At 47.4% G+C, this 21,207-nt stretch carries 24 protein-coding genes and 1 tRNA gene; 11 read left to right on the top strand and 14 right to left on the bottom strand.

Going from position 1 to position 21,207, the window contains the following annotated elements; genetic code table 11:
• Positions 1–38: 38 nt before the first annotated feature.
• Both EH207_RS02085 and EH207_RS02080 read right to left on the bottom strand, forming a co-directional pair.
• Positions 39–332 (bottom strand): co-chaperone GroES, encoded by a 294-nt coding sequence (locus tag EH207_RS02085; protein ID WP_048636335.1) that lies wholly within the window; start codon positions 330–332, stop codon positions 39–41.
• A gap of 219 nt (positions 333–551) precedes the next feature.
• Positions 552–1,025, bottom strand: a complete 474-nt coding sequence (locus tag EH207_RS02080) for an FxsA family protein (protein WP_137712524.1) — start codon at positions 1,023–1,025, stop codon at positions 552–554.
• 391 nt (positions 1,026–1,416) lie between these two features.
• Between EH207_RS02080 and aspA the strand changes: the two genes are divergently transcribed.
• The 6 genes from aspA (at position 1,417) to EH207_RS02050 (ending at position 7,315) form a co-directional block, all read left to right on the top strand.
• Positions 1,417–2,856, top strand: coding sequence for an aspartate ammonia-lyase (aspA, locus tag EH207_RS02075; protein WP_137712523.1), 1,440 nt, complete (start codon positions 1,417–1,419; stop codon positions 2,854–2,856).
• A 191-nt stretch (positions 2,857–3,047) separates the two neighbouring features.
• Positions 3,048–3,380, top strand: coding sequence for a divalent cation tolerance protein CutA (gene cutA / locus EH207_RS02070; RefSeq protein WP_137712522.1), 333 nt, complete (start codon positions 3,048–3,050; stop codon positions 3,378–3,380).
• The gene (locus EH207_RS02065) at positions 3,356–5,071 is read left to right on the top strand and encodes a protein-disulfide reductase DsbD (RefSeq protein WP_137712521.1); all 1,716 of its coding nucleotides are present in this window, start codon (positions 3,356–3,358) and stop codon (positions 5,069–5,071) included. Before cutA ends, EH207_RS02065 begins: the two co-directional genes overlap by 25 nt.
• Positions 5,072–5,114: 43 nt before the next feature.
• Positions 5,115–5,690 (top strand): transcriptional regulator, encoded by a 576-nt coding sequence (locus tag EH207_RS02060; protein WP_137712520.1) that lies wholly within the window; start codon positions 5,115–5,117, stop codon positions 5,688–5,690.
• A gap of 116 nt (positions 5,691–5,806) precedes the next feature.
• Positions 5,807–5,882 (top strand) — tRNA-Phe (locus EH207_RS02055).
• Between the two features lie 161 nt (positions 5,883–6,043).
• Complete coding sequence (locus EH207_RS02050) at positions 6,044–7,315, top strand: tyrosine-type recombinase/integrase (protein WP_137712519.1); 1,272 nt, start codon at positions 6,044–6,046, stop codon at positions 7,313–7,315.
• 468 nt (positions 7,316–7,783) lie between these two features.
• Here the strand turns inward: EH207_RS02050 and EH207_RS02045 are convergent, their stop codons facing one another.
• From EH207_RS02045 to EH207_RS02020, 5 genes are all read right to left on the bottom strand, one after another.
• Positions 7,784–8,665 carry an integrase domain-containing protein gene (locus tag EH207_RS02045; RefSeq protein ID WP_137712518.1) on the bottom strand — a complete coding sequence of 294 codons (882 nt, stop codon included), beginning with the start codon at positions 8,663–8,665 and terminating at the stop codon, positions 7,784–7,786.
• Positions 8,666–9,473: 808 nt separating this feature from the next.
• Complete coding sequence (locus EH207_RS02035; protein WP_137712517.1) at positions 9,474–9,806, bottom strand: type II toxin-antitoxin system PemK/MazF family toxin; 333 nt, start codon at positions 9,804–9,806, stop codon at positions 9,474–9,476.
• Positions 9,807–10,064: an AbrB/MazE/SpoVT family DNA-binding domain-containing protein gene (locus EH207_RS02030; protein WP_121588677.1), complete on the bottom strand. Its 258-nt coding sequence runs from the start codon at positions 10,062–10,064 to the stop codon at positions 9,807–9,809. It lies immediately after the preceding gene.
• A 600-nt stretch (positions 10,065–10,664) separates the two neighbouring features.
• Complete coding sequence (locus tag EH207_RS02025; RefSeq protein WP_137712516.1) at positions 10,665–10,979, bottom strand: helix-turn-helix domain-containing protein; 315 nt, start codon at positions 10,977–10,979, stop codon at positions 10,665–10,667.
• Positions 10,980–11,165: 186 nt separating this feature from the next.
• The gene (locus EH207_RS02020; protein WP_137712515.1) at positions 11,166–11,480 is read right to left on the bottom strand and encodes a helix-turn-helix domain-containing protein; all 315 of its coding nucleotides are present in this window, start codon (positions 11,478–11,480) and stop codon (positions 11,166–11,168) included.
• Between the two features lie 148 nt (positions 11,481–11,628).
• On the opposite strand from EH207_RS02020, the gene EH207_RS02015 reads away from it, so the two are divergent.
• From EH207_RS02015 to EH207_RS01995, 5 genes are all read left to right on the top strand, one after another.
• The gene (locus EH207_RS02015) at positions 11,629–11,910 is read left to right on the top strand and encodes a helix-turn-helix domain-containing protein (RefSeq protein WP_137712514.1); all 282 of its coding nucleotides are present in this window, start codon (positions 11,629–11,631) and stop codon (positions 11,908–11,910) included.
• Positions 11,911–12,150: 240 nt separating this feature from the next.
• Positions 12,151–12,369, top strand: a complete 219-nt coding sequence (gene ccdA, locus EH207_RS02010) for a type II toxin-antitoxin system antitoxin CcdA (RefSeq protein ID WP_121574722.1) — start codon at positions 12,151–12,153, stop codon at positions 12,367–12,369.
• A 2-nt stretch (positions 12,370–12,371) separates the two neighbouring features.
• Positions 12,372–12,677, top strand: coding sequence for a type II toxin-antitoxin system toxin CcdB (gene ccdB / locus EH207_RS02005; protein ID WP_121574721.1), 306 nt, complete (start codon positions 12,372–12,374; stop codon positions 12,675–12,677).
• A gap of 128 nt (positions 12,678–12,805) precedes the next feature.
• A protein-coding gene (locus EH207_RS02000) for an IS3 family transposase (RefSeq protein ID WP_137712513.1) occupies positions 12,806–13,974 on the top strand; the annotation gives its coding sequence in 2 pieces (ribosomal slippage) (positions 12,806–13,055 and positions 13,055–13,974; 1,170 coding nt in all).
• A gap of 273 nt (positions 13,975–14,247) precedes the next feature.
• Positions 14,248–16,044: a hypothetical protein gene (locus tag EH207_RS01995; protein ID WP_137712512.1), complete on the top strand. Its 1,797-nt coding sequence runs from the start codon at positions 14,248–14,250 to the stop codon at positions 16,042–16,044.
• Positions 16,045–16,065: 21 nt separating this feature from the next.
• Here the strand turns inward: EH207_RS01995 and tnpA are convergent, their stop codons facing one another.
• From tnpA to EH207_RS01960, 7 genes are all read right to left on the bottom strand, one after another.
• The gene (tnpA, locus tag EH207_RS01990) at positions 16,066–16,416 is read right to left on the bottom strand and encodes an IS66 family insertion sequence element accessory protein TnpA (protein ID WP_137712511.1); all 351 of its coding nucleotides are present in this window, start codon (positions 16,414–16,416) and stop codon (positions 16,066–16,068) included.
• Between the two features lie 271 nt (positions 16,417–16,687).
• Positions 16,688–17,824: a GapS4b family protein gene (gapS4b, locus tag EH207_RS01985; protein ID WP_137712510.1), complete on the bottom strand. Its 1,137-nt coding sequence runs from the start codon at positions 17,822–17,824 to the stop codon at positions 16,688–16,690.
• Positions 17,821–18,747 (bottom strand): GapS4a family protein, encoded by a 927-nt coding sequence (gene gapS4a, locus EH207_RS01980; protein ID WP_137712509.1) that lies wholly within the window; start codon positions 18,745–18,747, stop codon positions 17,821–17,823. The genes gapS4b and gapS4a overlap by 4 nt, the downstream gene beginning before the upstream one ends.
• Complete coding sequence (locus EH207_RS01975) at positions 18,740–19,747, bottom strand: nucleoid-associated protein (protein WP_137712508.1); 1,008 nt, start codon at positions 19,745–19,747, stop codon at positions 18,740–18,742. The genes gapS4a and EH207_RS01975 overlap by 8 nt, the downstream gene beginning before the upstream one ends.
• Before the next feature lie 319 nt (positions 19,748–20,066).
• Positions 20,067–20,225 (bottom strand): hypothetical protein, encoded by a 159-nt coding sequence (locus tag EH207_RS18060; RefSeq protein ID WP_175413619.1) that lies wholly within the window; start codon positions 20,223–20,225, stop codon positions 20,067–20,069.
• Positions 20,226–20,323: 98 nt separating this feature from the next.
• The gene (locus EH207_RS01965; protein WP_137712507.1) at positions 20,324–20,818 is read right to left on the bottom strand and encodes a GNAT family N-acetyltransferase; all 495 of its coding nucleotides are present in this window, start codon (positions 20,816–20,818) and stop codon (positions 20,324–20,326) included.
• Positions 20,815–21,108: a type II toxin-antitoxin system TacA family antitoxin gene (locus tag EH207_RS01960; RefSeq protein ID WP_136155584.1), complete on the bottom strand. Its 294-nt coding sequence runs from the start codon at positions 21,106–21,108 to the stop codon at positions 20,815–20,817. The genes EH207_RS01965 and EH207_RS01960 overlap by 4 nt, the downstream gene beginning before the upstream one ends.
• Positions 21,109–21,207 lie beyond the last annotated feature (99 nt).

Raw genomic sequence — 21,207 nt, 5'->3', positions numbered from 1 at the left:
TTTCCCTTAAATTCGTTCAGTTCAGATGATTACACGCATTACGCTTCAACAATTGCGAGAATGTCGCTCTCGGACATGATTAACACTTCTTCGTTATCAATCTTCTCAGCCTTCACGCCATAGCCATCATTGAAAATAACGATATCGCCTACTTTCACATCCAGCGGCTTGACTTCGCCGTTTTCCAGGATGCGCCCATGGCCGATGGCCAGAACTTCACCACGGGTAGACTTACCTGCGGCGGAGCCGGTCAGAACAATACCGCCAGCAGATTTGGACTCAACTTCTTTGCGCTTGACGATCACGCGGTCATGCAATGGACGAATTTTCATTGATAGCTCTCCTTTGAGATAGTCCATATCAGTTTTAGGATGAATGCCGGACATGCAGTCATATCCGACCTTGTGGTCTTCTAAATGGGGACGTTTCCAATCCCTTCAAGGGAGGAAATGCATTTTTTTTTGCACCCGCCATCTTTTTTATATGCCAAAAATAAAAAACATTTATTATCAACAAGATAAGGTTTGTTTAATATTCAACCGATCTCACTTTCACCGATCGTCTCGTTCATCTTTATGCTCAATATTTCTGCGACCGTCCTCTTTACGTTGATACTCGCCTTCAAAGGTCTTCCCATCTGAAGAAGCCGCACCACCCGGCCCAGAACGCCAGATATGCAAATGCGGCATCAGCTTAAGGGTTAAACGCTTCTGCACCGGCGGCAACAGTAGCAATAGTCCGAGCAAATCGGTAAAGAATCCCGGAATCAAAAGCAGGAAGCCGGCCAGCACCAGCGAGACGCTTTTCACCATCTCTGCCGCCGGGCTTTCACCCAAGGCCATTTTCTGCTGCATCTGAACAATGGTTTTCATGCCCTGATTACGCACCAGCGACACACCGACACAAGAAGTGAAGACCACCAGCAACAGGGTTATCGCTACGCCAAGAACCGCTGCCACCTGAATGAACAGCGATATCTCAATGTAGGCAAAAAGAAAGATTAATAGCAACGGTAACCAGCGCACCTGACTCTCCTGTTTTTTTCTTGAAAACGACTGCTGTTAAAAACAAACGCAGTTGTTGTAAACAAATTATGTTATTGAAAACAAATATGACCAGGCATCGCTGCGCTGCACATTATAATTCACTGAGATGGTGGCGTAGTCAGCTATTTTCAAGCTGCGGCAGCACCATTTATTATCTGAAAACCATTATGCGTGACGACTATCACAGTTCATTCCTCTATGCATGATGGACAAATCAGAAGGTGATCCAGACGACTATTTTTGTTGGTTTTACAGCATATCATCATGACAACGGATGCGGTTATGGTTAAACATCCTGCGACTGTTGCCGATGGTAATACAATTAGTTCCCATAAGTTCTATGTCAGCAGCAGAAGAAGAGAAGGCTCTCATGTCAGATAACATTCGTATTGAAGAAGACCTGTTAGGTACTAAAGAAGTTCCCGCAGATGCTTATTATGGCGTTCACACACTACGGGCTATCGAGAACTTTTATATCAGCAACAGCAAGATAAGCGATATCCCGGAATTTGTGCGTGGCATGGTGATGGTCAAAAAGGCCGCGGCTATGGCGAATAAAGAACTGCAAACCATCCCCCGCCAAATTGCCGATGTCATCATCCGGGCCTGTGATGAGGTTTTGAACAACGGCAAATGCATGGATCAATTCCCGATCGATGCTTATCAGGGCGGCGCGGGAACGTCGTTAAACATGAACACTAACGAGGTATTGGCCAATATCGGTCTGGAGTTGATGGGACACCAAAAAGGTGAATATCAATACCTGAACCCGAACGACCATCTGAACAAGTGTCAGTCCACCAACGACGCCTACCCTACGGGATTCCGCATCGCGGTATATGCATCGATCCTGAAGCTGATCGATGCGTTGACGCAGCTTGGCGATGGCTTTGAGCGCAAAGCCAAAGAATTTCAAAACGTCCTGAAAATGGGACGGACCCAGTTGCAAGATGCGGTTCCCATGACTCTCGGGCAGGAGTTCCATGCTTTCAATGTGTTACTGAAAGAAGAAAACAAAAACCTGCTGCGTACCGCTGAACTCCTGTTGGAAGTCAACCTGGGTGCGACGGCTATCGGCACCCGGCTGAATACGCCGGACGGCTATCAGCAACTAGCGGTACAGCGGTTGGCGGAGGTAAGCGGGCTGCCATGCGTTCCGGCCGAAGACCTGATTGAAGCGACGTCAGACTGCGGCGCTTACGTGATGGTTCACTCCTCGCTGAAGCGTCTGGCTGTCAAGCTGTCAAAAATCTGTAACGACTTGCGACTGCTCTCTTCCGGGCCGCGTGCCGGACTAAATGAAATCAATTTGCCAGAGTTGCAGGCAGGCTCATCAATTATGCCAGCCAAAGTCAACCCGGTTGTGCCGGAAGTGGTAAATCAGGTGTGTTTTAAAGTTATCGGTAATGACACCTGCGTCACGATGGCGTCTGAAGCCGGACAGCTTCAATTAAATGTGATGGAGCCGGTCATCGGCCAGGCCATGTTCGAGTCCACCCACATCCTGACTAACGCCTGTTACAACCTGCTGGAAAAGTGCGTTAACGGCATTACGGCTAACAAAGAAGTGTGCGAGGCTTATGTCTTTAATTCCATCGGAATCGTTACGTATCTGAACCCGTTTATCGGCCACCATAACGGCGATATCGTTGGCAAAATCTGTGCGGAAACCGGCAAGAGCGTACGTGAAGTCGTACTGGAGCGAGGTTTGCTGACGGAGGCGGAACTGGATGACATTTTCTCCATTCAGAACCTGATGTACCCGGCATACAAAGCCAAGCGCTATACCGACGAGAACGATCTTTCCTAAAACCACCGTCTCATCCACATCAGGCACGCTCATTCCCAAAGCGTGGCGTGCCTTTAATTAATCTTCATATAAAACGTCCTGATTCTTATACCGCTGACGGAGCGATCCGCATCATTCCCCTTATGCTGCAAAGCAAGGTATAGTGTCCTTTAGTACGTCTGGGATTTTGTTTATCTGACACTGAGGATACGATGTCTGACCGCCCTGTTTGCGATGCTGTCGTCATACTTTGTACCGCACCTGACGAGCCTTGCGCGCAACGGCTTGCCGGCCAGTTGCTTGAAACGCGGCTTGCAGCCTGCGTAACGCTGTTGCCTGGCGCCCAATCGCTTTATTATTGGGAAGGCAAACTTGAGCGACAATCTGAAGTGCAAATGCTAATCAAAAGCGACGCCTCACATGAGCAGGCTTTGCTGAGCCATCTAAAACACCACCACCCTTATGAAACGCCCGAACTGCTGGTATTACCGATACTCGGGGGCGATAGCGATTATCTAATATGGCTCAACGCATCTTTACGCTGATTTTCCTGCTATGGTCGTTCAGCATTAACACCGTTATGGCAACGCCGTTTGGTCAAAAATTGCTTGGCGACAGCCAACATTCACAGTTTTTACCTGCTGATCGGGCATTCGCGTTTGATTTTCAGCAGCGAGATAAACAACTGACCGTACGCTGGGAAATACCACCGGGCTACTATTTGTATCGGCAGCAGATTAAGGTCGAAGGAAATCGGGCGGTTATCGGTAAAGTCGATATCCCGACAGGTCTTAAACACCGGGATGAGTTTTTCGGTGAGGTTTTCATCTTCAAGCAGTCGCTGGCGCTGAATATTCCGCTTGTTCAGGCAGATGATCCGGCAACCGTTCAAGTGACTTACCAGGGCTGTGCCGATGCGGGTTTCTGCTATCCGCCGGAAACGCGGACTATCCCGATAAGCCGGATTTTACCGGCATCTGGCGAAAACACGATGCCGCATCAGCCCCCGCAGGACGCAACATTGCCATTCTCTCCCTGGTGGACGCTGTTCATCGGCATTGGCGTTGCATTTACTCCCTGCGTACTACCGATGTATCCGCTGATAGCCAGTCTGGTTCTCGGCAGAAAAAAGCCACTCTCGCTCCGTCGGACTTTTCTGCTCGCCATGACCTACGTTCAGGGGATGGCGCTAACCTATACTCTGCTTGGCTTGATCGTAGCAGCGGCGGGGTTGCGTTTTCAGGCCGCGCTACAGCACCCGTATGTGTTGATTGGCCTGTCGGCCATGTTCGTGGCGCTGGCGCTTTCCATGTTCGGCCTGTACACATTGCAACTGCCCTCTTCCCTGCAAACCCGGCTGACAGAATGGAGCAATCGCCAGCAAGGGGGATCGTTGACGGGCGTATTCAGCATGGGCGCACTGGCAGGATTAATCTGTTCACCCTGCACCACGGCGCCGCTCAGCGCGATCCTGCTCTATATTGCCCAGAGCGGCGATATGCTGGCGGGCGGCGGTTCGCTATATCTCTACGCATCTGGCATGGGGTTGCCGCTGATTCTGGTGACCCTGTTCGGCAATCGGCTGTTGCCACGCGGCGGGCCGTGGATGCGGCATGTCAAAGAAGCATTCGGGTTCATCATTCTTGCCCTGCCAATCTTTTTACTTGAACGAATACTGGGTGAGAACTGGGGGATAAGGCTGTGGAGCCTGCTGGGGGTCGCCTTCTTTGGCTGGGCGTTTGTCCTGAGCCTGCGCAGTCACAAAGGGGGGATGCGCATTATTCAGCTACTGCTGCTGGCAGGTGCGCTAGTCGCCGCACGACCGCTACAAGACTGGGCATTTTCCCCTGACGACTCACGGCTGAAACAAAGCGCGTCCACACTGACATTTAGGCCCATCACTAACATGGCCGGGCTAAATAGCGCGCTGGCGTCAAGCCGCCAGCCTGTCATGCTGGATCTTTACGCTGACTGGTGTGTCGCCTGTAAAGAGTTTGAAAAATATACCTTTAGTGACAACCGGGTACAGCGCGGCCTGGCACACGTCACGCTATTGCAGGCGGATGTGACCGCTAATCAGGCAGAGCATAATGCCATGCTGAAAAAATTGCAGGTGTTAGGACTGCCAACCATTCTATTTTTTGACACTCAGGGAAAAGAGATTCCCGGCTCGCGTGTCACCGGTTTTATGGACGCGGAGAAATTTCAGGCGCATTTGCAGAAATATGTTCCTTAAACGACACTTCTTATCGGTTAGTCGCTCTTCTGGAGGAGCTCCAATGCAACGGGAAGAGGTTCTTGAACATGCACTCACTCTACTAGAGCAGCATGGCTTCGCCATGACGACATTGGACATGCTGGCGAAAAAGCTGAATGTCCCGGTAGAGGAATTACAACCATTCTGGCCGACCCGCGAAGCTCTGCTTTACGACAGCCTGCGCTATCACAGCCAGCAGGTGGACATTTGGCGGCGTCAGCTATTACTGGATGACACCAAAAGCATCGAGCAAAAACTGCTTGCCCGCTATCAGGTACTGAATGAAGGGGTAGCCAAACAGCGTTATCCTGGCTGCCTGTTTATTGCAGCCTGTAGTTTTTTTCCTGACATTAATCACCCTATTCATCAGATTGCCGAACAGCAAAAGCAGGAATCCTATCGCTACACCCGCGAGTTGCTTGAAGCGCTGGAAACCGACGATCCAGAAATGGTGGCGCAACAGATGGAACTGATTTTAGAAGGCTGTCTCAGCAACCTGCTGGTCAAACATCAGTCTTCCAGTATTGCTACCGCTCAGCGGTTGGCTGAGGATGTTTTACGCTTTGCGGTATGCCGTAAGAACGGCGCATTGACCTGAGGTCAGGTACAACAATCGCGGCGTTACGTTCTTTGGCTGAAAAGTCGTCAGTCAGCGTGCTTTCGCAGATAAACCCGTTGACGACGCGCAGCCAATACGGTTTAATTCGCCCCGTTGCCCGGATAGCTCAGTCGGTAGAGCAGAGGATTGAAAATCCTCGTGTCCTTGGTTCGATTCCGAGTCCGGGCACCACCTTTCCTTTTTTATGCCTCCTTATCAATTCCTATGTGTATGTAATTCAATAAGTTGGCGTAAAAATCTTTCCCGATGCGTTTTGGTTTATCCCTTCGTATCCGGAAAATTTGGGGTCAGATTGCGGGTCATTCAGTTCGATGAACGAAGGAGACCCTCACATGGCCCTGAATGACAGTAAAATCCGCGCAGCCAAACCTCTCGCAAAATCCTACAAACTTACCGATTCGCAAGGTCTGTACCTGACGGTATCCGCCAGCGGCGCTAAGTTATGGTATTTCCGCTATCGCTTCGGCGGTAAAGAAAACCGTCTGGCCTTTGGCCGCTATCCTCAGATTACGTTGGCGGAAGCCCGTGAAAAGCGCGATGCGGCGCGTAAGCTGCTGGCATCCGGCCTCAGCCCTTCTCAGCGTCGCAAAACGAACAACCCCGCCGTTGAGGAATCCCGCACCTTTCAATACATCGCCACCGCATGGCACACCTGTTGTCTTAAGCTCTGGTCGGACGCTCACGCCGATAAGATCCTCACCTGCCTGAAACGCTACGTTTTCCCCGCGATCGGTGCGATGGATATCGCTCAGGTTGAAACCCGCCATCTGGCACAGTTGGTTAAGGCCATTGACGACAAAGGCGTGCATGACGTCGCCGGACGGGTGCGCCAGCACCTGACCAAAATCATGCGCCACGCGGTACAACAGGGCGTGATTAAATATAATCCGGCTTACGATCTGGACGGCGTCGTGACCCCGGTTGTGACCCAACACCACCCCGCCCTGCCGCTGAAACGCCTGCCTGAACTACTGGAGAAAATGGAAAACTACAAAGGCCGGGTGCTGACTCGTCTGGCGCTGGAATTAAGCCTGCATGTTTTTCTGCGCTCCAGCGAGTTGCGACTCGCTCGCTGGGATGAATTCAACCTGAAAGCCCATATCTGGACGGTGCCTGCAAAGCGTGAAACCGTAAAAGGCGTAAGGTTCTCAGAGCGTGGCGCAAAGATGAAGGATGAACATCTGGTGCCGTTGTCACGGCAGGCGGTCGCCCTATTGAAACAGATTCAGGTGATTTCCGGCGAATCGGTATTCGTTTTTCCGGGCGCACATACGTTGAACAAGCCGATGAGTGAAAACACCGTCAACAAGGCGCTGCGCGTAATTGGCTATGACACCAAAACCGAGGTGTGCGGCCACGGCTTTAGGACCATGGCCTGTAGCGCCTTGAACGAGTCGGGACGCTGGTCAAAAGACGCTATTGAGCGGCAGATGAGCCACAAAGAGCGCAATGGTGTGCGGGCGGCCTACGTGCATAAAGCGGAGCATCTGGAAGCCAGAATCGAAATGATGCAGTGGTGGTCGGATTATCTGGACGTAAACCGCGAAGGATATGTCGCGCCGTATATTTATGCGCGGCAGCATAAGGCCGCGGGTACAGCCTGACCGTTAATTCTCTGACAGGAGCAGATCCTGACGAGCGGGATCTGCTTCTTTGCTTTCTGAAAGGTTTTACCTTCGTATTTTTAACGATCAATCGGGGAACGCCTAAAATTATTCCGGCAGAATATTTTTAGGTCGTTACCTATCAATAAGGGTAATTTTTGAGGTAAAGCTTATCGTCATTGCGACGATAAAAATCTGCACCATAGGATGGTTTTTCTGCCGACACGACACTTCGCCAGAACCCGCTATTCCGGCCAACTGCACCAGTATCCCGCCGCAGGAAAAACACAAAGCTGCACCAGATATCCGTTGAACAAACATCGAACTGCGCCGGTTACGGCCTTTTCAGCCCTTTGGCCCTTTCCGGTTTGGCGCTGTTACCCTTAGCATCCTTTACCCTTTAGCCCTTTTTCCTTTTGGCTGACGCAATGATCGAACATTCATCAACGGCTGCACCAGCACGGAAACTCACTCCTCTCCCCGCCGTCCGTAAACCTGCGCCACATAGCGCCCGCGACCGTCGCCGTGGCCTAAATCCATCGCTACCAATGCCAGCGCTTCTTTTTCACTGAATCTCTGCGCCAGGTAATGGCGAATGGCATCCTTCGCCCAGGCGTAGCGCAATGAATGCGGGGAATATGCGCCGGTCAAGCCAATGCGCGACGCCTGACCGTGCCAGTATTTCATCGCAGTTTTCAGGTCGGGCCTGTCAATCAACTTGCCATTGCGCTGTTCCGCCACAGCCAGCGCATTTTCCAACGCTTTTCTGACTGCGCCAGCATTCAGAATTATTGTCTCGCGAGGTCGTCCGCCTTTCGTGCCAAAAACCACGGTGAGCCGGATTTCACCACGCTCCAGCGCCTGTTTCCATGTTCTGAGCGATTGCGCACACTGCACCGCTTCCTGAGAGCGCAATCCCATCAACCTTGAAAGCTCCAGCGCCGCCGCCATTCCCGCGTCTTTTGCACGAACGGTTTCCAGCACCTGCCGATAATGCTCTGCCGTGATAGCCTGCCGGGTGCCGTTGCGGGATGCGCCGGACAGCCCCAGTGAGCGGTTACTTAGCCGCTCACTGGCTGCAAGCCTGCTGCGTCCGGCCTGCTTCAGCAGACAGCGGATCGCCGCCATTTCGTTTTGCAGGCTGCGTTTCGTTATGCCCTGTTCCAACCGTTCACGAACGTAACTCTCAATATGTCGGGCTTTCAGTTGCTCCACCCGCCGGATCTGTACATTCTGCCCCAGTAAGCGCTCACAAAATCGCTGAGCCAGCGCCATACGGTCATGAACGGTTTTATGACTGCCGCCCGCCTGTCGCGCCAGCGTTTTCATTTCCTGCTCCAGAAGACTCATTTTTGCATGTCCACCTTTCATGATTGCCGCAAAATCCAAAACAGATACAACCTTCCCCGGCGCGTAGGCCGATAGCCCTGAATGATGGGTCGGGGCTGCGAACGATACCTGAGCGCCGGGGCGGCAGCCGTTGAGGTGTTGCGAGGCTTCGGTTGTGCTCTCTGAGCAGCCGCCCGCCTGCGCGGGTTATCCCCCGGATCGTCCTGATCCCCCTCCGGTATCGGTTCAAGTTCTCCTGTGAGTGAAAGTGGGTGAAATCACGGTGTCAGAATCCCGCCGTGCGTTGGCGCAGCTGAATTGTCTGGTGCAGTGAAAGGGCGTTGGTGCGTCACTTTCCCGCTCGGCGCGGTTAAAGTGACGCACTGGACTGGCGCAGTGATTAAAAATTGAAATTCTGGTGCAGGATTGCGGCCACGCGACAGCAAAGCCGCTGTCTTGGCAGGTCGCAGTTCATAAAGGTTAGAGGTGCTGATAATCAGCAGGTCCGGAAATGTCCGGCAGCGTTAAGCAGTGGCAATAAATTGTCGTGTGTAACGTATGACCCCGACCGCGATGCGGTTCGGCAGTTTTCAGGGGCATTGCCGTATCCGGCGACCAGCCTGCATGTCAGGCCGCTTCTTGCAGGTCATGAAGCGTAGGTGTTGTCCGCAGACAACCTATTGCATGGCAGAGCCTATATCGTCGCCACGATTGCTGAAAGTAAAAACTATCTTGAGGAAGAAAAGGTTATTCGCTGCCGGGACATCATTCCGCCCAAATAAGCAAGGGCGCTATTGCAGCGCCCCCGTTCAGTTAACATAAAACGCCATCAGCTAAGGATTGTCCCCAGTCGGGCCAGTACCTCGTTTACGATACTGTCCGGGATACGCTCCAGCCTTCTGCCGTTTCTGGCTGCCATATCAATGGTTCTGGGCTGGTCACAGCGAACAACACCTGTCGTTTTCGTTCCCGCGCCATCCAGTGAAACGGCAAAACCAGCCGTTCGGGCAAAGTTTCCACCACTGGTGACAGGAACAACCACAGGCAACCGGGTGATCTTGTTAAACGGTGCCGGTGAAACGATAAGCACCGGGCGTTTTCCGCTTTGCTCATGCCCGGCAGTGGGATCAAGCGACACGAGCCAGATTTCCCCTCTGTCCATTTACAGGATCTCCTTCCCTGTGGCAGGCGCGTCAATCCATTCCCGCTCTTCATCACTTATTTCGGCATGTGGATCGCACTGCGCCAATAGTTCGGCAAGCGAATAGTGAGGCCGTTTTTGAGGCTCAATAATCAGGCAGCCATTATCAACGGTCACACCGACCTCACTATCCGGCGACAAATCCAGCGTTTTCAGCACGGCGGGAGGCACTGCCAGCATGACAGATCCTCCGACTTTTTTCAGACGAGTGGTATACATAGAACACCTCCGGATATTATATTTTAATATAACACCACTAACTGGCGATGTACAATTATCAATCAGATTCATCATAATCTCCTTAACGTCACGAATAACGAAGCATCAGCGGAATGCACCTGTTGGTTGAAGAGTGGGTTTAAATGCGGGGTTGATTACAAAGTAATGAAGTATGAGGAAGCCTTAATCCATCCAGCGACAGACCCGGCAGTTTTCAAAGGCGGCATTGCCGGTAAAAGGCGACCATCATGATATATCAGGCGCTTCTTGCAGGTCATGAAGCACGGGCTGTCCACAGACAGTGTGTTGCGGGAGGGACATTACGCCAACAGCTCGGGCACAGAAACAAAAAACTAAAAATGAGGCGGGGAGAATGTTTGTTGACTAATCCTCTTCCTGTGAGTGAGAAACCATGCCGCAGAAACAAGATGTTGTATGGATTATCGGGAGAATCGCAACGGGAAAGCCACATTGCCGTAGGACAAAGCCCGGTTTTTTGAAAAACGCAACGCTGAATGAATGATTTATATTAAACAGTATCTTGTTGATCTTTATGCCAAAGAATAAAACATCTATCCATACCAATATCTTATAAATCAACTATTGCGGAGTAATCAAAAGCGTTGAATTAGGATTAGTTTTCTTATAACGATGGTACTGCAAAATTAACGTCGCCAGATCATCGTCCACAGCATAGAAATAGGCTTCCGGTACGTCCAGCACCTCTGCGAACCGGCAGACCAGACCAAAATCCGGCGAACTGACTTCTCTCTCGTATTGACTCACGCGAGAACTTGCCGTTTCCTCATCCAGTCCAGCGAGGCAACCGAGCTCCGCCTGTTTTAATCCCTTATTTACTCGGGCTAACCTTAATCGCTTACCAATCACGATGTTACCTGCTTCGCTGACTAACATAAGCCGATTATCGCCGCTCCCTATACTTGCTTCATGAAGCATTTCTTTTCTGAATGAACTTTAAATTTAATTTGGGTTGTTTTTTACACAAAAATAGAGAAATAATTTATTCGGAGAAGTAATAATTAAATTAAAGAGAGAAAACGCATAAAGATTGAACGCCGAGAACCAGTTGGGATATCAACCTCACAGAGGTGTGATTAGTAGAGTGGAGTTAGGGTTGGCTTTTCTGAAACGGTGATATTGCAAAATCAATGTAGCAAGATCGTCATCGACGGCATAGAAATAAGCTTCCGGCACGTCCAGCACCGCCGCGAACCGGCAGACCAGACCAAAATCCGGCGAACTGACTTCCCTCTCGTATTGACTCACGCGAGAACTCGCCGTTTCTTCATCCAGACCAGCGAGGCAACCAAGCTCCGCCTGTTTTAATCCCTTGTCCACTCGGGTCAATCTTAATCGCTTACCAATCACAGCGTTATCCACATTACTGATCGACATAGAACGATTATCGCCGCTCTTGATAAGGCTCTCTTGAATGATTTCTTTCCTTAGTAAATTTTAACTTTATTTTTGGTTGTTTTTTCATCTAAAATAAAGTTATCATTTACTAGAGGAAGTAAAGTTTAAATCTAAGAGGGGAAGAAGTATGAACATTGCACAACAAGATCAGCGAATGGACTGGCATCCTGCCGACATCATTGCAGCTCTTCGCAAACGTAATACTACGCTGGCAGCCGTATCACGCGCAGCTGGGCTTAGCTCATCAACACTGGCAAATGCGCTTACCCGACCATGGCCGAAAGGTGAACTGCTCATCGCAGAAGCGCTGGGGATCCCAGCCAGTGAAATCTGGCCGAATCGTTATTTCGATACGCAAGGACGGTTAATCCCTCGAGAAATTCGGACGAAAAAACAATTAGATGACTAACAATTACTACTGAGTTCAAGTGCCAACAACAGGGAAAAACCAGTTTCGATTTCTGATCGATTCAGCCATCCAGTTAGTATTGCTATCGTTGGCTCGATATTTCTAACGAGCCAACAGATATCAAACCTGCCAGATTACTGACTAGTCACGTACCCCGGAATACAACGCTACCTCTTGGTTAATTGCTGAATACTCACCTGGAGTATATACTCAAAGTATACACAAAAGAGGATCTCTATCATGAAACACCGCGTTAGCGTTACCGTGGACAAAGACAATTATCAGGTTCTGAGTGCTGCCGGAGTCAACATTTCTGGTCTGGTAAATGACGTCATTGGCAAGGAAGCCCGCCGTATAAAGGCTGAGGAATGGAAGAAGGAAAACCGCGAAGGGATGGAAGAAGTCGCCAGATTTATCGCACAGAATGGTTCCTTTTCGGATGAAAACAGGAACTGGTGATCATGCAATTCATTGTTTACCAATACAAACGCGTCAGTCATTACAAAATGTTTGTTGATGTGCAAAGTGATATTGTCGATACACCAAAACGGCGCATGGTCATTCCGCTTATCGAATCGCATCACATGTCTGAGAAAGTGAATAAGACACTGTTCCCTCGACTCCGCATCAACGGCGAAAATTATCGGCTGATGACCACTGAACTATCAAGCGTTTCCGTTGAAGTCATGGGTGAAACTATCGCGGATCTTGGCGAGTATGCCGATGAGATTAAGGATGCTATTAATCTTATGTTTTGGGGGATTTGAAAGGCATCAAGTGTATTCGTATAGAACCCTAAACATAGCGCTGCTCGCCCCCGACTTGAAGTGGCACACTGAATTTGGCCACCTGAACAGAGGTGATATGCTCACCTCAGAACAACACAGGTGCTCCAATGAAAAAAAGAAATTTTAGTGCAGAGTTCAAACGTGAAGCAGCTCAGTTGGTTGTCGAGCAGAGCTACACCGTTGCTGAAGCAGCAAAAGCAATGGATATTGGCCTTTCAACAATGACCCGATGGGTCAGACAATTACGGGATGAACGACAGGGAAAAACACCGAAAGCTTCCCCCATTACCCCGGAGCAAATTGAAATACGTGAGTTGAAGAAAAAACTACAACGTATTGAAATGGAAAATGAAATATTAAAAAAGGCTACCGCGCTCTTGATGTCAGACTCCCTGAACAGTTCTCGTTAATCGGAAAACTCAGGGCGCGTTATCCCGTGGCTACACTCTGTCACGTATTTGGGGTTCACCGCAGCAGCTATAAATACTGGAAATGCCGTCCTGATAAGCCGGACAGAAAGCATACAGAGTTACGCAGTCAGGTTCAGGAACTATACAACATTAGTCATGGCTCAGCCGGGGCAAGGAGTATCGCCGCAATGGCAACGCTCAGAGGCTTCCGGATGGGGCGCTGGCTTGCCGGCAGACTCATGAAAGAGCTGGGGCTGGTCAGTTGTCAGCAGCCCATCCATCGGTATAAACGCGGTGGCCATGAACACATCGCTATCCCGAATCACCTTGAGCGTCAGTTCGCAGTGACAGAGCCTAATCAGGTGTGGTGCGGCGACGTGACGTATATCTGGACAGGTAAGCGCTGGGCATACCTTGCCGTTGTTCTCGACCTGTTCGCGAGGAAACCGGTGGGCTGGGCAATGTCGTTCTCACCGGACAGCAGGCTGACCATCAAAGCGCTAGAAATGGCGTGGGAAGTTCGCGGCAAACCAGCCGGGGTGATGTTCCACAGTGATCAGGGCAGCCATTACACAAGCAGGCAGTTCCGGCAGTCACTGTGGCGGTACCGGATCAGGCAGAGTATGAGTCGTCGTGGAAACTGCTGGGATAATAGTCCGATGGAGCGCTTCTTCAGAAGCCTGAAGAACGAGTGGTTGCCGATGACTGGTTACACAAGCTTCAGCGATGCTAACAGTGCAATAACGGACTATATCGTTGGGTATTACAGTACGTTCAGGCCACACGAATATAACGGTGGGTTACCACCAAACGAATCGGAAAACCGATACTGGAAAAACTCTAAAGCGGTGGCCAGTTTTAGTTGACCACTTCAACTAGGGAACATTAGCATGCCAAAAAATTTCTAAAAATTAATGGGCTGGTTTACCGAGATACATACACCAAGGCTGTGTGTAGCACGAAGCAGTGCAATGAAGAAACAAGACTTTGAAAATCTATCGTAAGTCCATCTGACATGGCAGTACCATCATTAGTAATGGTTGACAATTGATAAAGCGATGCTAATGAGTTAGATTAAATAATGAACCAAACACATAATTAGACTTAACTTAGCGATATTTGCTCGTAAAGGTGCAGCAATGCTTGAAAAATTAGAATTAACCAAAAATGTTCAATTTTATAAAATTAAGAATGATGATCCTCTACGATCCGCGAATGAAAATGTTATTTTAGATATTTTCAACGTAGCTGACGATAATATAGAGCCAGAACACGGCTACATTTTAAATAAATTTAGAGATATTCGTACATTTATTGACAACGATATTCAGTATCGATATTCCATTAAGATATTCCCTACTATAAGACCAGTTTACTTCATAAGAAAAGAGATAGAAGAAGAAGGGTTATATGATCGGATCTATGCTTTCATAATTATTTTCGAGTTTGATGACCACATTTGCATAATTAAAAAAAGCTGTGCAAATATCACTGATAAAATTGAAATGAACTTTGATCTAATTACGAGTGCAATGATCGCTGATACTTTCAACGACTCTGATGTATCTTTCCAAAGAATATCTATGAGAAACATGACTGTATCAGAAAAAGCTATTAGAAACCGTTCTTACGAAGCAGCAGATCTTAAGGGCACTTTTTCAACTCATGCTGCTGGTAGATCTATACCCTTATTTTTAAAGTATCGTCAAGGTTCTATTGTAAGGACTATATCTGGAACAGGAAGGCTAGTTGAATCTTCTCATAGAGTGAATTTTGATGATTTAGCTTTGTGGGTTTACAATCAACTATTGCTAATAAAAGATGGCAGCGGTGAAAAAGATTTTCTTGATGCTTTTGCAAAACAAAAGAATCTTCAGGATGTTTTGGAGGTCACATCACCCAATGCAATTTTAATCGAGAGCGCATCCTTATATGATCAGCTTATCGAAGATAGCATTCAAATTAAATATGTTAATAAGAAAGGGAAAGATACAGTTCTTAATGCTAGCCAGATGAATATGTTATTTAAGCATCTTGAGCGAGTTTACACTATAAATTCAGACAAAAGAATCTCGAAAGTTTTAGGGAAAGCATTCATCAGAGTTAATAATAAAACATTGACGTTTGACTCATCCTTTTTGAGATCACTCAAAGTCAATATCTCAGGCAGTGACGTAACATTACAAAGCTATATAATAAAGAATGGTTTTTACAGCATTACTTTTAATGATCCTCGATACATGTATTTCATAGGTAACTGTTTTCAAGATGATTCAGGAATTTCTGAGATAAATAGCATACTTGATATGTTAACCCCAGTGAAAAACATGAGCCTAGTGAAGACCGAAAAAGGTAGTTTCAGAAGAAATAGTGCTAATTTTTCAAGAGATTCAATGTTTTATTTAGTTGAAAATAAACATAAACATGATGATTATGTTTTCTGTGATGATTTGGGCACTGAGTGGGCAGATCATATAACCTTTAATAAAAAAGATTCTTGTATTAATTTCATTCATTCTAAACATGGTCCGAAGAGCACATCAGCGAGCAATCTTCATGATGTTATAGGTCAGGCGGTTAAAAACTTAGGTTATCTTAACTTTAGCCAAGCGGATTTGACTAAAAAGATACATGACAAGCTATCGTTAAATTACAACTCTACCAAGGGTCCTACGCAGATAAAAAGAGCCCGGAAAGGAAATATTGTTGTCTTTGATGCATATATGACGGAAATGCTTAAAGACTATAAGCTACACAGGAAATGCATTTTGAGTTGTTCTTTTATTTCGAAAAGTGCAATAACTACAGAATTTAAAAAGATACAGAAAGGAGAGAAAGTGAATGGTCATATCACGCAGCTTTTATGGATACTTTCATCTTTTTCACATGCAGTAAAGGAGACAAATGCTATCCCTTTAATTTATTGTGAAGATTGATATATTTTTGAATAAAGTCAGTCATCGACTTTGAAGCCCTGAAAAATATCCATATCCTTCAGGTCCGTCTCGATAACCTTTATCGTATCCGCACCAACAAGAAAATGTTTTATTCGGGTGAGCATGCATACCTCGCTCGTCCCCTTCAAACGTAACCGTGTCGGCGTCGTTATTCCCCGGCATAACCTGGCGAGCAGGAATAAATACTGCGGGAATGGGGACGGTAGCGTCATCGTGATGATGTTTGAGCCAGTAATAAAAGGTGGCCGGGTTCAAATCGTGTTGCCGGCAATAGTGTTGTTTAGTTAACCCGCTCTGTTGCCAGGCGTCGAGATGCTGTTGCCGTTCACTGTGAGAATACCGTTTTGCCATATTTGACCTCAGGTTCATTTTATTGAGTGAGGGAAGCATGTGGCAGCTGAGTTTTGTTAACAATATGAGTTCGCCAGACGCTTACCGCTCTGTTGCCAGGCATCGAGATGCTGCTGCCGTTCACGGTGAGAATACCGTTTTGCCATATATTACCTCAGGTTCGTTTTATTGAATGAGGGCAGCGTGTGGCAGCAGAGTTTTGTTAGCAATATGAGTTCACCGGACGCTTCGTATACAGTTCCACCGAATGAAGCTTCTGGCACATCGACGACTACGGCTTTACATGCTTGAAAGCAGTATCCCTTGCTTCCTGAATTTTTTGAATGATCGCTTTTCTTACCTGATTTTTACTTCCTTCCTCTAGTCGCGATAGTCGTTCGATACTGAAATCGAATGTGGTTCCAGAGTAATCGTCATCTCTTGAAGTTTTTCCTGAAAATGAAAATTCAACACCACAGTCGCCAGTATTTGCGCCAAATTTGAAAGCATATGTAGCTGTCATTTTTATCAAATAGTAATATTGGTAGTAGCTTGGTTCATGGAGAAGGAATATTTTCCCAAGATCACTACCTTTTATCTGTATTTTGTTGACATGACCTTCCATCCACTCAATTCGTTGTTCTTTCGGCAGTGCCCCGGCCTCCTGATCTCGAATGATCTCGAAGTTACCGATCTCCTTGAAAGAGAAATCAGGAGTATTAACAGATGTCAATTGCAGAAAGAAACGGATACGTTCACTGTTCGTGAAGTCATTAAAAAAAATAGATTCAGGTTGTTCGTTCGATGTTACACCTTTTGATTTGTAGAATTTACCGATGGCCCCAGTAATGGCATCGTTAAGCTTATTGGTGTCCTTGGATGTTCTGAATCTGTTGACCTCAATTTCCAAACCGCTACCAGATTGTTTAAGCAGTATTTCCCCCGGATAAACAACCTCCTGCTCTATCCAGTCTTTGCTGAAATCTAGCACTCGTAAGGAATATGAAATCAGGACATTTCCATCAGGGTCAACCGAAATAGAGGGTTCGGAAGCAAATTCACGATCATCTTCAATTTTAATGCCCCCAATAGCTGAATCGAAGTTATTAAGAATTTCCGACTTCCAGTCGGCACTTGGAGATGTCAGTTTAAAATTGCAAGACGAATACTTTTTTCCTGATTCTCGAGTAAAGGACTTTTCAACAAGCATCTTGAATTCGGCCGGAGTTAACAAAGAAGCACTCAAAAGTGGTACAGTATCCGATTTGTTGGTGCTGCCTATAAATATCCCTTTCTCCTTGAGTGTCTCTGTGATTTCACCATTACTAATGTGCTCGCTATTGAGCAGTACTCTCAAGCGATCCCCCCATAGCATGGCTCGCTCATAATCAAATTGTTTGGCAGGGGCTTGTCTGCTCGGTGTGTTCATAATCCGTACTCCAGAAGATCAAGGAGAGATTTTTTATAGCAAAACACTTTAATACGTGCTTTCCTCTCTTGGTAAGCCATCAGAACAGCATCTTTTGCTTGCTTGTCATCCGCAGGGTGGTAGCTTTCTAGGCCAATAAATATGTCTTCAACCCATCCGTCAGCGAAGTCGAAAGCCAGACTGCAAATTTTCTTGAGGGATTCTTCCGAGAAAGCTTGTTTGACATATAGACACAGAGAAGGCCTTTCTCCCAGAGTGAATCTAATGGGAATGAGATCGGAAGCTATGAGTTCTATTGGTAGTACATCACCATATCGTTCATCTGGAGAGGCAATCACATTCCCAAGTTTTGGATAATAAAAACTATACTCTTTCCCCTGCTTGATGGCCCTGAAATGGCTAATTGCTTCTTTAATGAACGAGGCGCGTGACATATCTAATAGATAGAGTGGGCAATTTGAGGATAAGTCAAGCTGTACGTTGCTTAAGGCCGGTTTGATGTCTTTTTCTAAATTTTCGCTGTCCCCATGCAGCCAAACAAGAAGGCCCACATGTTTTTTCTGCCTGCGGCCTTGGAAGGTTTGTAGTTTCTGTGAGATCTCAGCGCTTATTTTTGAGCAGGAGACAATCTCATCAAGCTCGGACAAGTGTTTTTTGAATGCCGTCCTGACACCTTGATCCCCTTTAGGGTAGCCTTTTTTTGCATTTTTAGATGAGATATATACAACATCAGTCCGACTATCATGAAGTGGATTGTCATAGATAAAAATAAAGTCATTTCCGTGAGTTTTCTCTCGGTTATGAGATTTATTTATGCAAGGTACGCTGACACCTTTCAACAGATTGTTCCATCCAATCAACCTCAAGAGTTCTTCTGTGATTTTTTCTCCATTCTCACCAGAGGTTTTCGACGGCTCACCCATTTTTTCTCTCCAAAGTTACATTTATTTTTATGGATTTGCCATCGAGCTTGAACTCCACGTCACTAAATGAAAGGTCGCCAGGGATTATCAAGCTAATATCGTTACCTAAGTTGATGCGATTGAATATTCTATTCAACTTGGTCTGAAGGCTTTTTGCAGATACACTCATGTCTTTTGTATCAACCAATCCTTTGCGTTCAACCAGTCGGTCTAATTCCTTGTCCCATACATCAGGAGATACATATTTTTCAGACACTTCCCTGATTTCTTCACCCAGCACATTGTCTTTGTCTGAGCACAAGGCAATGACTTCCCGACAAAACTCTTGTCGCGCTACAGGGCTTTCAATATTTTCACGAACCTTCTCTATCAATCCGGTAGCGACGGCTGACTTAGTGCTTTCATTGGGAATCTGCTTTGCCTTCAAAAAGTCATCAACCCAGTATTTTGTTCGACTACTGAGCCTATCAATGGCATAGATAATATCGGTACCATCAACAATCAGAGCCCCCTTGTCAATCAAATCGGGATTTATGCCGCTGGAGACTTCGAGTTGCTGTATTTTTCCGTCTATGCGGGCTGACAAATACTGCTGCTTTGATTCTGACTTGTAGATTCCAATTGCAGAACGATATACATCACCCACTTTAAGCTTATCAAACAGAATCACAAAAAGATCGCCAGACGCAATGTTGGGGTGATGGGCAGAGGAATATAAGTGAGTGGCCAGATTTTTCGACAGATCTTCAAAAGATATTTTTTTGCTAAAAAATCCCGAGGCATGATGTGCCACATCGTTTAGCGCCATATCACTCTCGTGGCTCAGCACATATTGATTCTTGTCGCTGACTATTCCACGTAAGTAACCGCCAAGTATGACGTTAGAAATGCTATCTGTAATGGCGAAGCATTTATCCGCCAAAACCAAAGATTCCTCTCTCAAGCGGTTTCCAACCTGATGGAGTATGACTGCTTTGACAACCGACTCACCAATTTCCATTAATTCTCCCCTTTAGATCCAACACCCACGGTGCCAGGTAGTGTGCTCGACTACTCTAAGTTTTCCTCAGTTTCTACTTTCAATTCAAGCTATGCAAGCAGTAGGCTACGACATCGGCGCAACGAGGAAGAAGACCCGCGGGGTTTGGCGGGACTACCTGTTCGTGCCCCTCGACAATCCTTCGTTCCCGGCGACGGTCTATACCTTCCAGATTGAAGGCAAGGACGGTGCAAACGACTTGCTCTTGTGCGCAGCAAGCCCAATAGCTACCAGCCAGCATTCAGAAAAATGTTGTCTAGATCCAGACCGTAATGAGAAATTACACTCCGTTTCTGGCGGATTTGATGTCGAGAAGATTAATCTGGTCGATCTGAACCGCCCCGGTTTTCCGGGGCGGTTCATAAAGTCCCCCTCTCCTTTCTATAGTAATGGCGATGTCACTCGATACTTCTTGCAGGCTTTTGATGCCGAGGTCCATTTTTGTGTCCTTTCTAAGAGCCCATACATTCGTCTTTTTGTAAGCATCCCGGCAAACCGGACCATCATTTTTCGATATTCACTTGCACAACATCAATTTCAAATTGATAAACTCCCCACCAAATCCCCCAACGTCACCATCAACATCATCGGGTCAATCGGTGAAGGCTCAAATCCCACACGCAGGTAAAATTCCCGCGCTTCATCAGACAGCGTATGAACCAGCATCCCACGAATGCCAATAGTATCCGCCACCTGAATCACCCGCAGCCCCGCATCCCTTACTAGCGCCCGACCAACGCTCTGACCATGCAATGATTTATCTACTGCCAGACGTCCCAGCACTACTACCGGGATCGGATCGGGCATATTGCGACGAAAACGTCCGGGGACGGCATTCGTTGCTACAGCGCTGGAGGCCAATGAGTAATACGCCAGCACTTTTGAGCCATCGCAACTGACAAAAGTTCGTGATGCGCCAGTGACCTGATTTTTCATCGCCCGCTGTTTCAGCCAGTTGTCCATAGACTCCACGCCGCAACAGAATAAAGATAGTACATGTTCGGCGCGGAGTGGCTCAGGGGCGGAAATCATTTTTTCTGTTCCCACGGTGCAGGCGTTTGCATGGTTTTTCGCAGCGCGGCATTTGGTGCAGGAGCCTGATCCAAACGAGCAAGGAATTCCTGATAAGCATCGGGATCTGCCATGATGATGCGCTGATCGATCAACGCTTCCTCTGCGGCAGCACGAGCGGCCTCAAGGACAAAATCAGTACGATTTTTCCCTCTGGCCTTCGCTGCACGATCGATCAGATCGCGTTCAGCGGGCTTGATGCGTAAATTCAATGTTTCGCGTTTAACAGAAACGTTGTTCGTCACTGGCATGATGTTATCCTCCGGCCTACTCTCTGGATATTAATCATACAGCAACCGTAACGCTAATGTCATTACGATTTATCGGTATCATAGGGAATCGAACCAAAG

It is taken from the genome of Brenneria rubrifaciens, assembly GCF_005484945.1.
GTDB lineage: Bacteria > Pseudomonadota > Gammaproteobacteria > Enterobacterales > Enterobacteriaceae > Brenneria > Brenneria rubrifaciens.
The sequence above is the reverse complement of the archived record's forward strand: the minus strand, read 5'-3'. Positions and strand labels throughout refer to the sequence as shown.

What these genes read in the sequence shown, in the direction of transcription:
- ccdB (WP_121574721.1), top strand. Translation starts at nt 12,372, where the DNA reads ATGCAATTCATTGTTTACCAATACAAACGCGTCAGTCATTACAAAATG.
- tnpA (WP_137712511.1), bottom strand. Translation starts at nt 16,416, where the DNA reads ATGGCAAAACGGTATTCTCACAGTGAACGGCAACAGCATCTCGACGCC.
- EH207_RS01960 (WP_136155584.1), bottom strand. Translation starts at nt 21,108, where the DNA reads ATGCCAGTGACGAACAACGTTTCTGTTAAACGCGAAACATTGAATTTA.
- cutA (WP_137712522.1), top strand. Translation starts at nt 3,048, where the DNA reads ATGTCTGACCGCCCTGTTTGCGATGCTGTCGTCATACTTTGTACCGCA.
- EH207_RS02015 (WP_137712514.1), top strand. Translation starts at nt 11,629, where the DNA reads ATGAACATTGCACAACAAGATCAGCGAATGGACTGGCATCCTGCCGAC.
- gapS4a (WP_137712509.1), bottom strand. Translation starts at nt 18,747, where the DNA reads ATGGGTGAGCCGTCGAAAACCTCTGGTGAGAATGGAGAAAAAATCACA.
- EH207_RS02065 (WP_137712521.1), top strand. Translation starts at nt 3,356, where the DNA reads ATGGCTCAACGCATCTTTACGCTGATTTTCCTGCTATGGTCGTTCAGC.
- EH207_RS02085 (WP_048636335.1), bottom strand. Translation starts at nt 332, where the DNA reads ATGAAAATTCGTCCATTGCATGACCGCGTGATCGTCAAGCGCAAAGAA.
- EH207_RS02025 (WP_137712516.1), bottom strand. Translation starts at nt 10,979, where the DNA reads ATGTTAGTCAGCGAAGCAGGTAACATCGTGATTGGTAAGCGATTAAGG.
- EH207_RS01995 (WP_137712512.1), top strand. Translation starts at nt 14,248, where the DNA reads ATGCTTGAAAAATTAGAATTAACCAAAAATGTTCAATTTTATAAAATT.
- EH207_RS18060 (WP_175413619.1), bottom strand. Translation starts at nt 20,225, where the DNA reads ATGGACCTCGGCATCAAAAGCCTGCAAGAAGTATCGAGTGACATCGCC.
- EH207_RS02050 (WP_137712519.1), top strand. Translation starts at nt 6,044, where the DNA reads ATGGCCCTGAATGACAGTAAAATCCGCGCAGCCAAACCTCTCGCAAAA.
- ccdA (WP_121574722.1), top strand. Translation starts at nt 12,151, where the DNA reads ATGAAACACCGCGTTAGCGTTACCGTGGACAAAGACAATTATCAGGTT.
- EH207_RS02030 (WP_121588677.1), bottom strand. Translation starts at nt 10,064, where the DNA reads ATGTATACCACTCGTCTGAAAAAAGTCGGAGGATCTGTCATGCTGGCA.
- aspA (WP_137712523.1), top strand. Translation starts at nt 1,417, where the DNA reads ATGTCAGATAACATTCGTATTGAAGAAGACCTGTTAGGTACTAAAGAA.
- gapS4b (WP_137712510.1), bottom strand. Translation starts at nt 17,824, where the DNA reads ATGAACACACCGAGCAGACAAGCCCCTGCCAAACAATTTGATTATGAG.
- EH207_RS01965 (WP_137712507.1), bottom strand. Translation starts at nt 20,818, where the DNA reads ATGATTTCCGCCCCTGAGCCACTCCGCGCCGAACATGTACTATCTTTA.
- EH207_RS02020 (WP_137712515.1), bottom strand. Translation starts at nt 11,480, where the DNA reads ATGTCGATCAGTAATGTGGATAACGCTGTGATTGGTAAGCGATTAAGA.
- EH207_RS02045 (WP_137712518.1), bottom strand. Translation starts at nt 8,665, where the DNA reads ATGAGTCTTCTGGAGCAGGAAATGAAAACGCTGGCGCGACAGGCGGGC.
- EH207_RS02060 (WP_137712520.1), top strand. Translation starts at nt 5,115, where the DNA reads ATGCAACGGGAAGAGGTTCTTGAACATGCACTCACTCTACTAGAGCAG.
- EH207_RS01975 (WP_137712508.1), bottom strand. Translation starts at nt 19,747, where the DNA reads ATGGAAATTGGTGAGTCGGTTGTCAAAGCAGTCATACTCCATCAGGTT.
- EH207_RS02035 (WP_137712517.1), bottom strand. Translation starts at nt 9,806, where the DNA reads ATGGACAGAGGGGAAATCTGGCTCGTGTCGCTTGATCCCACTGCCGGG.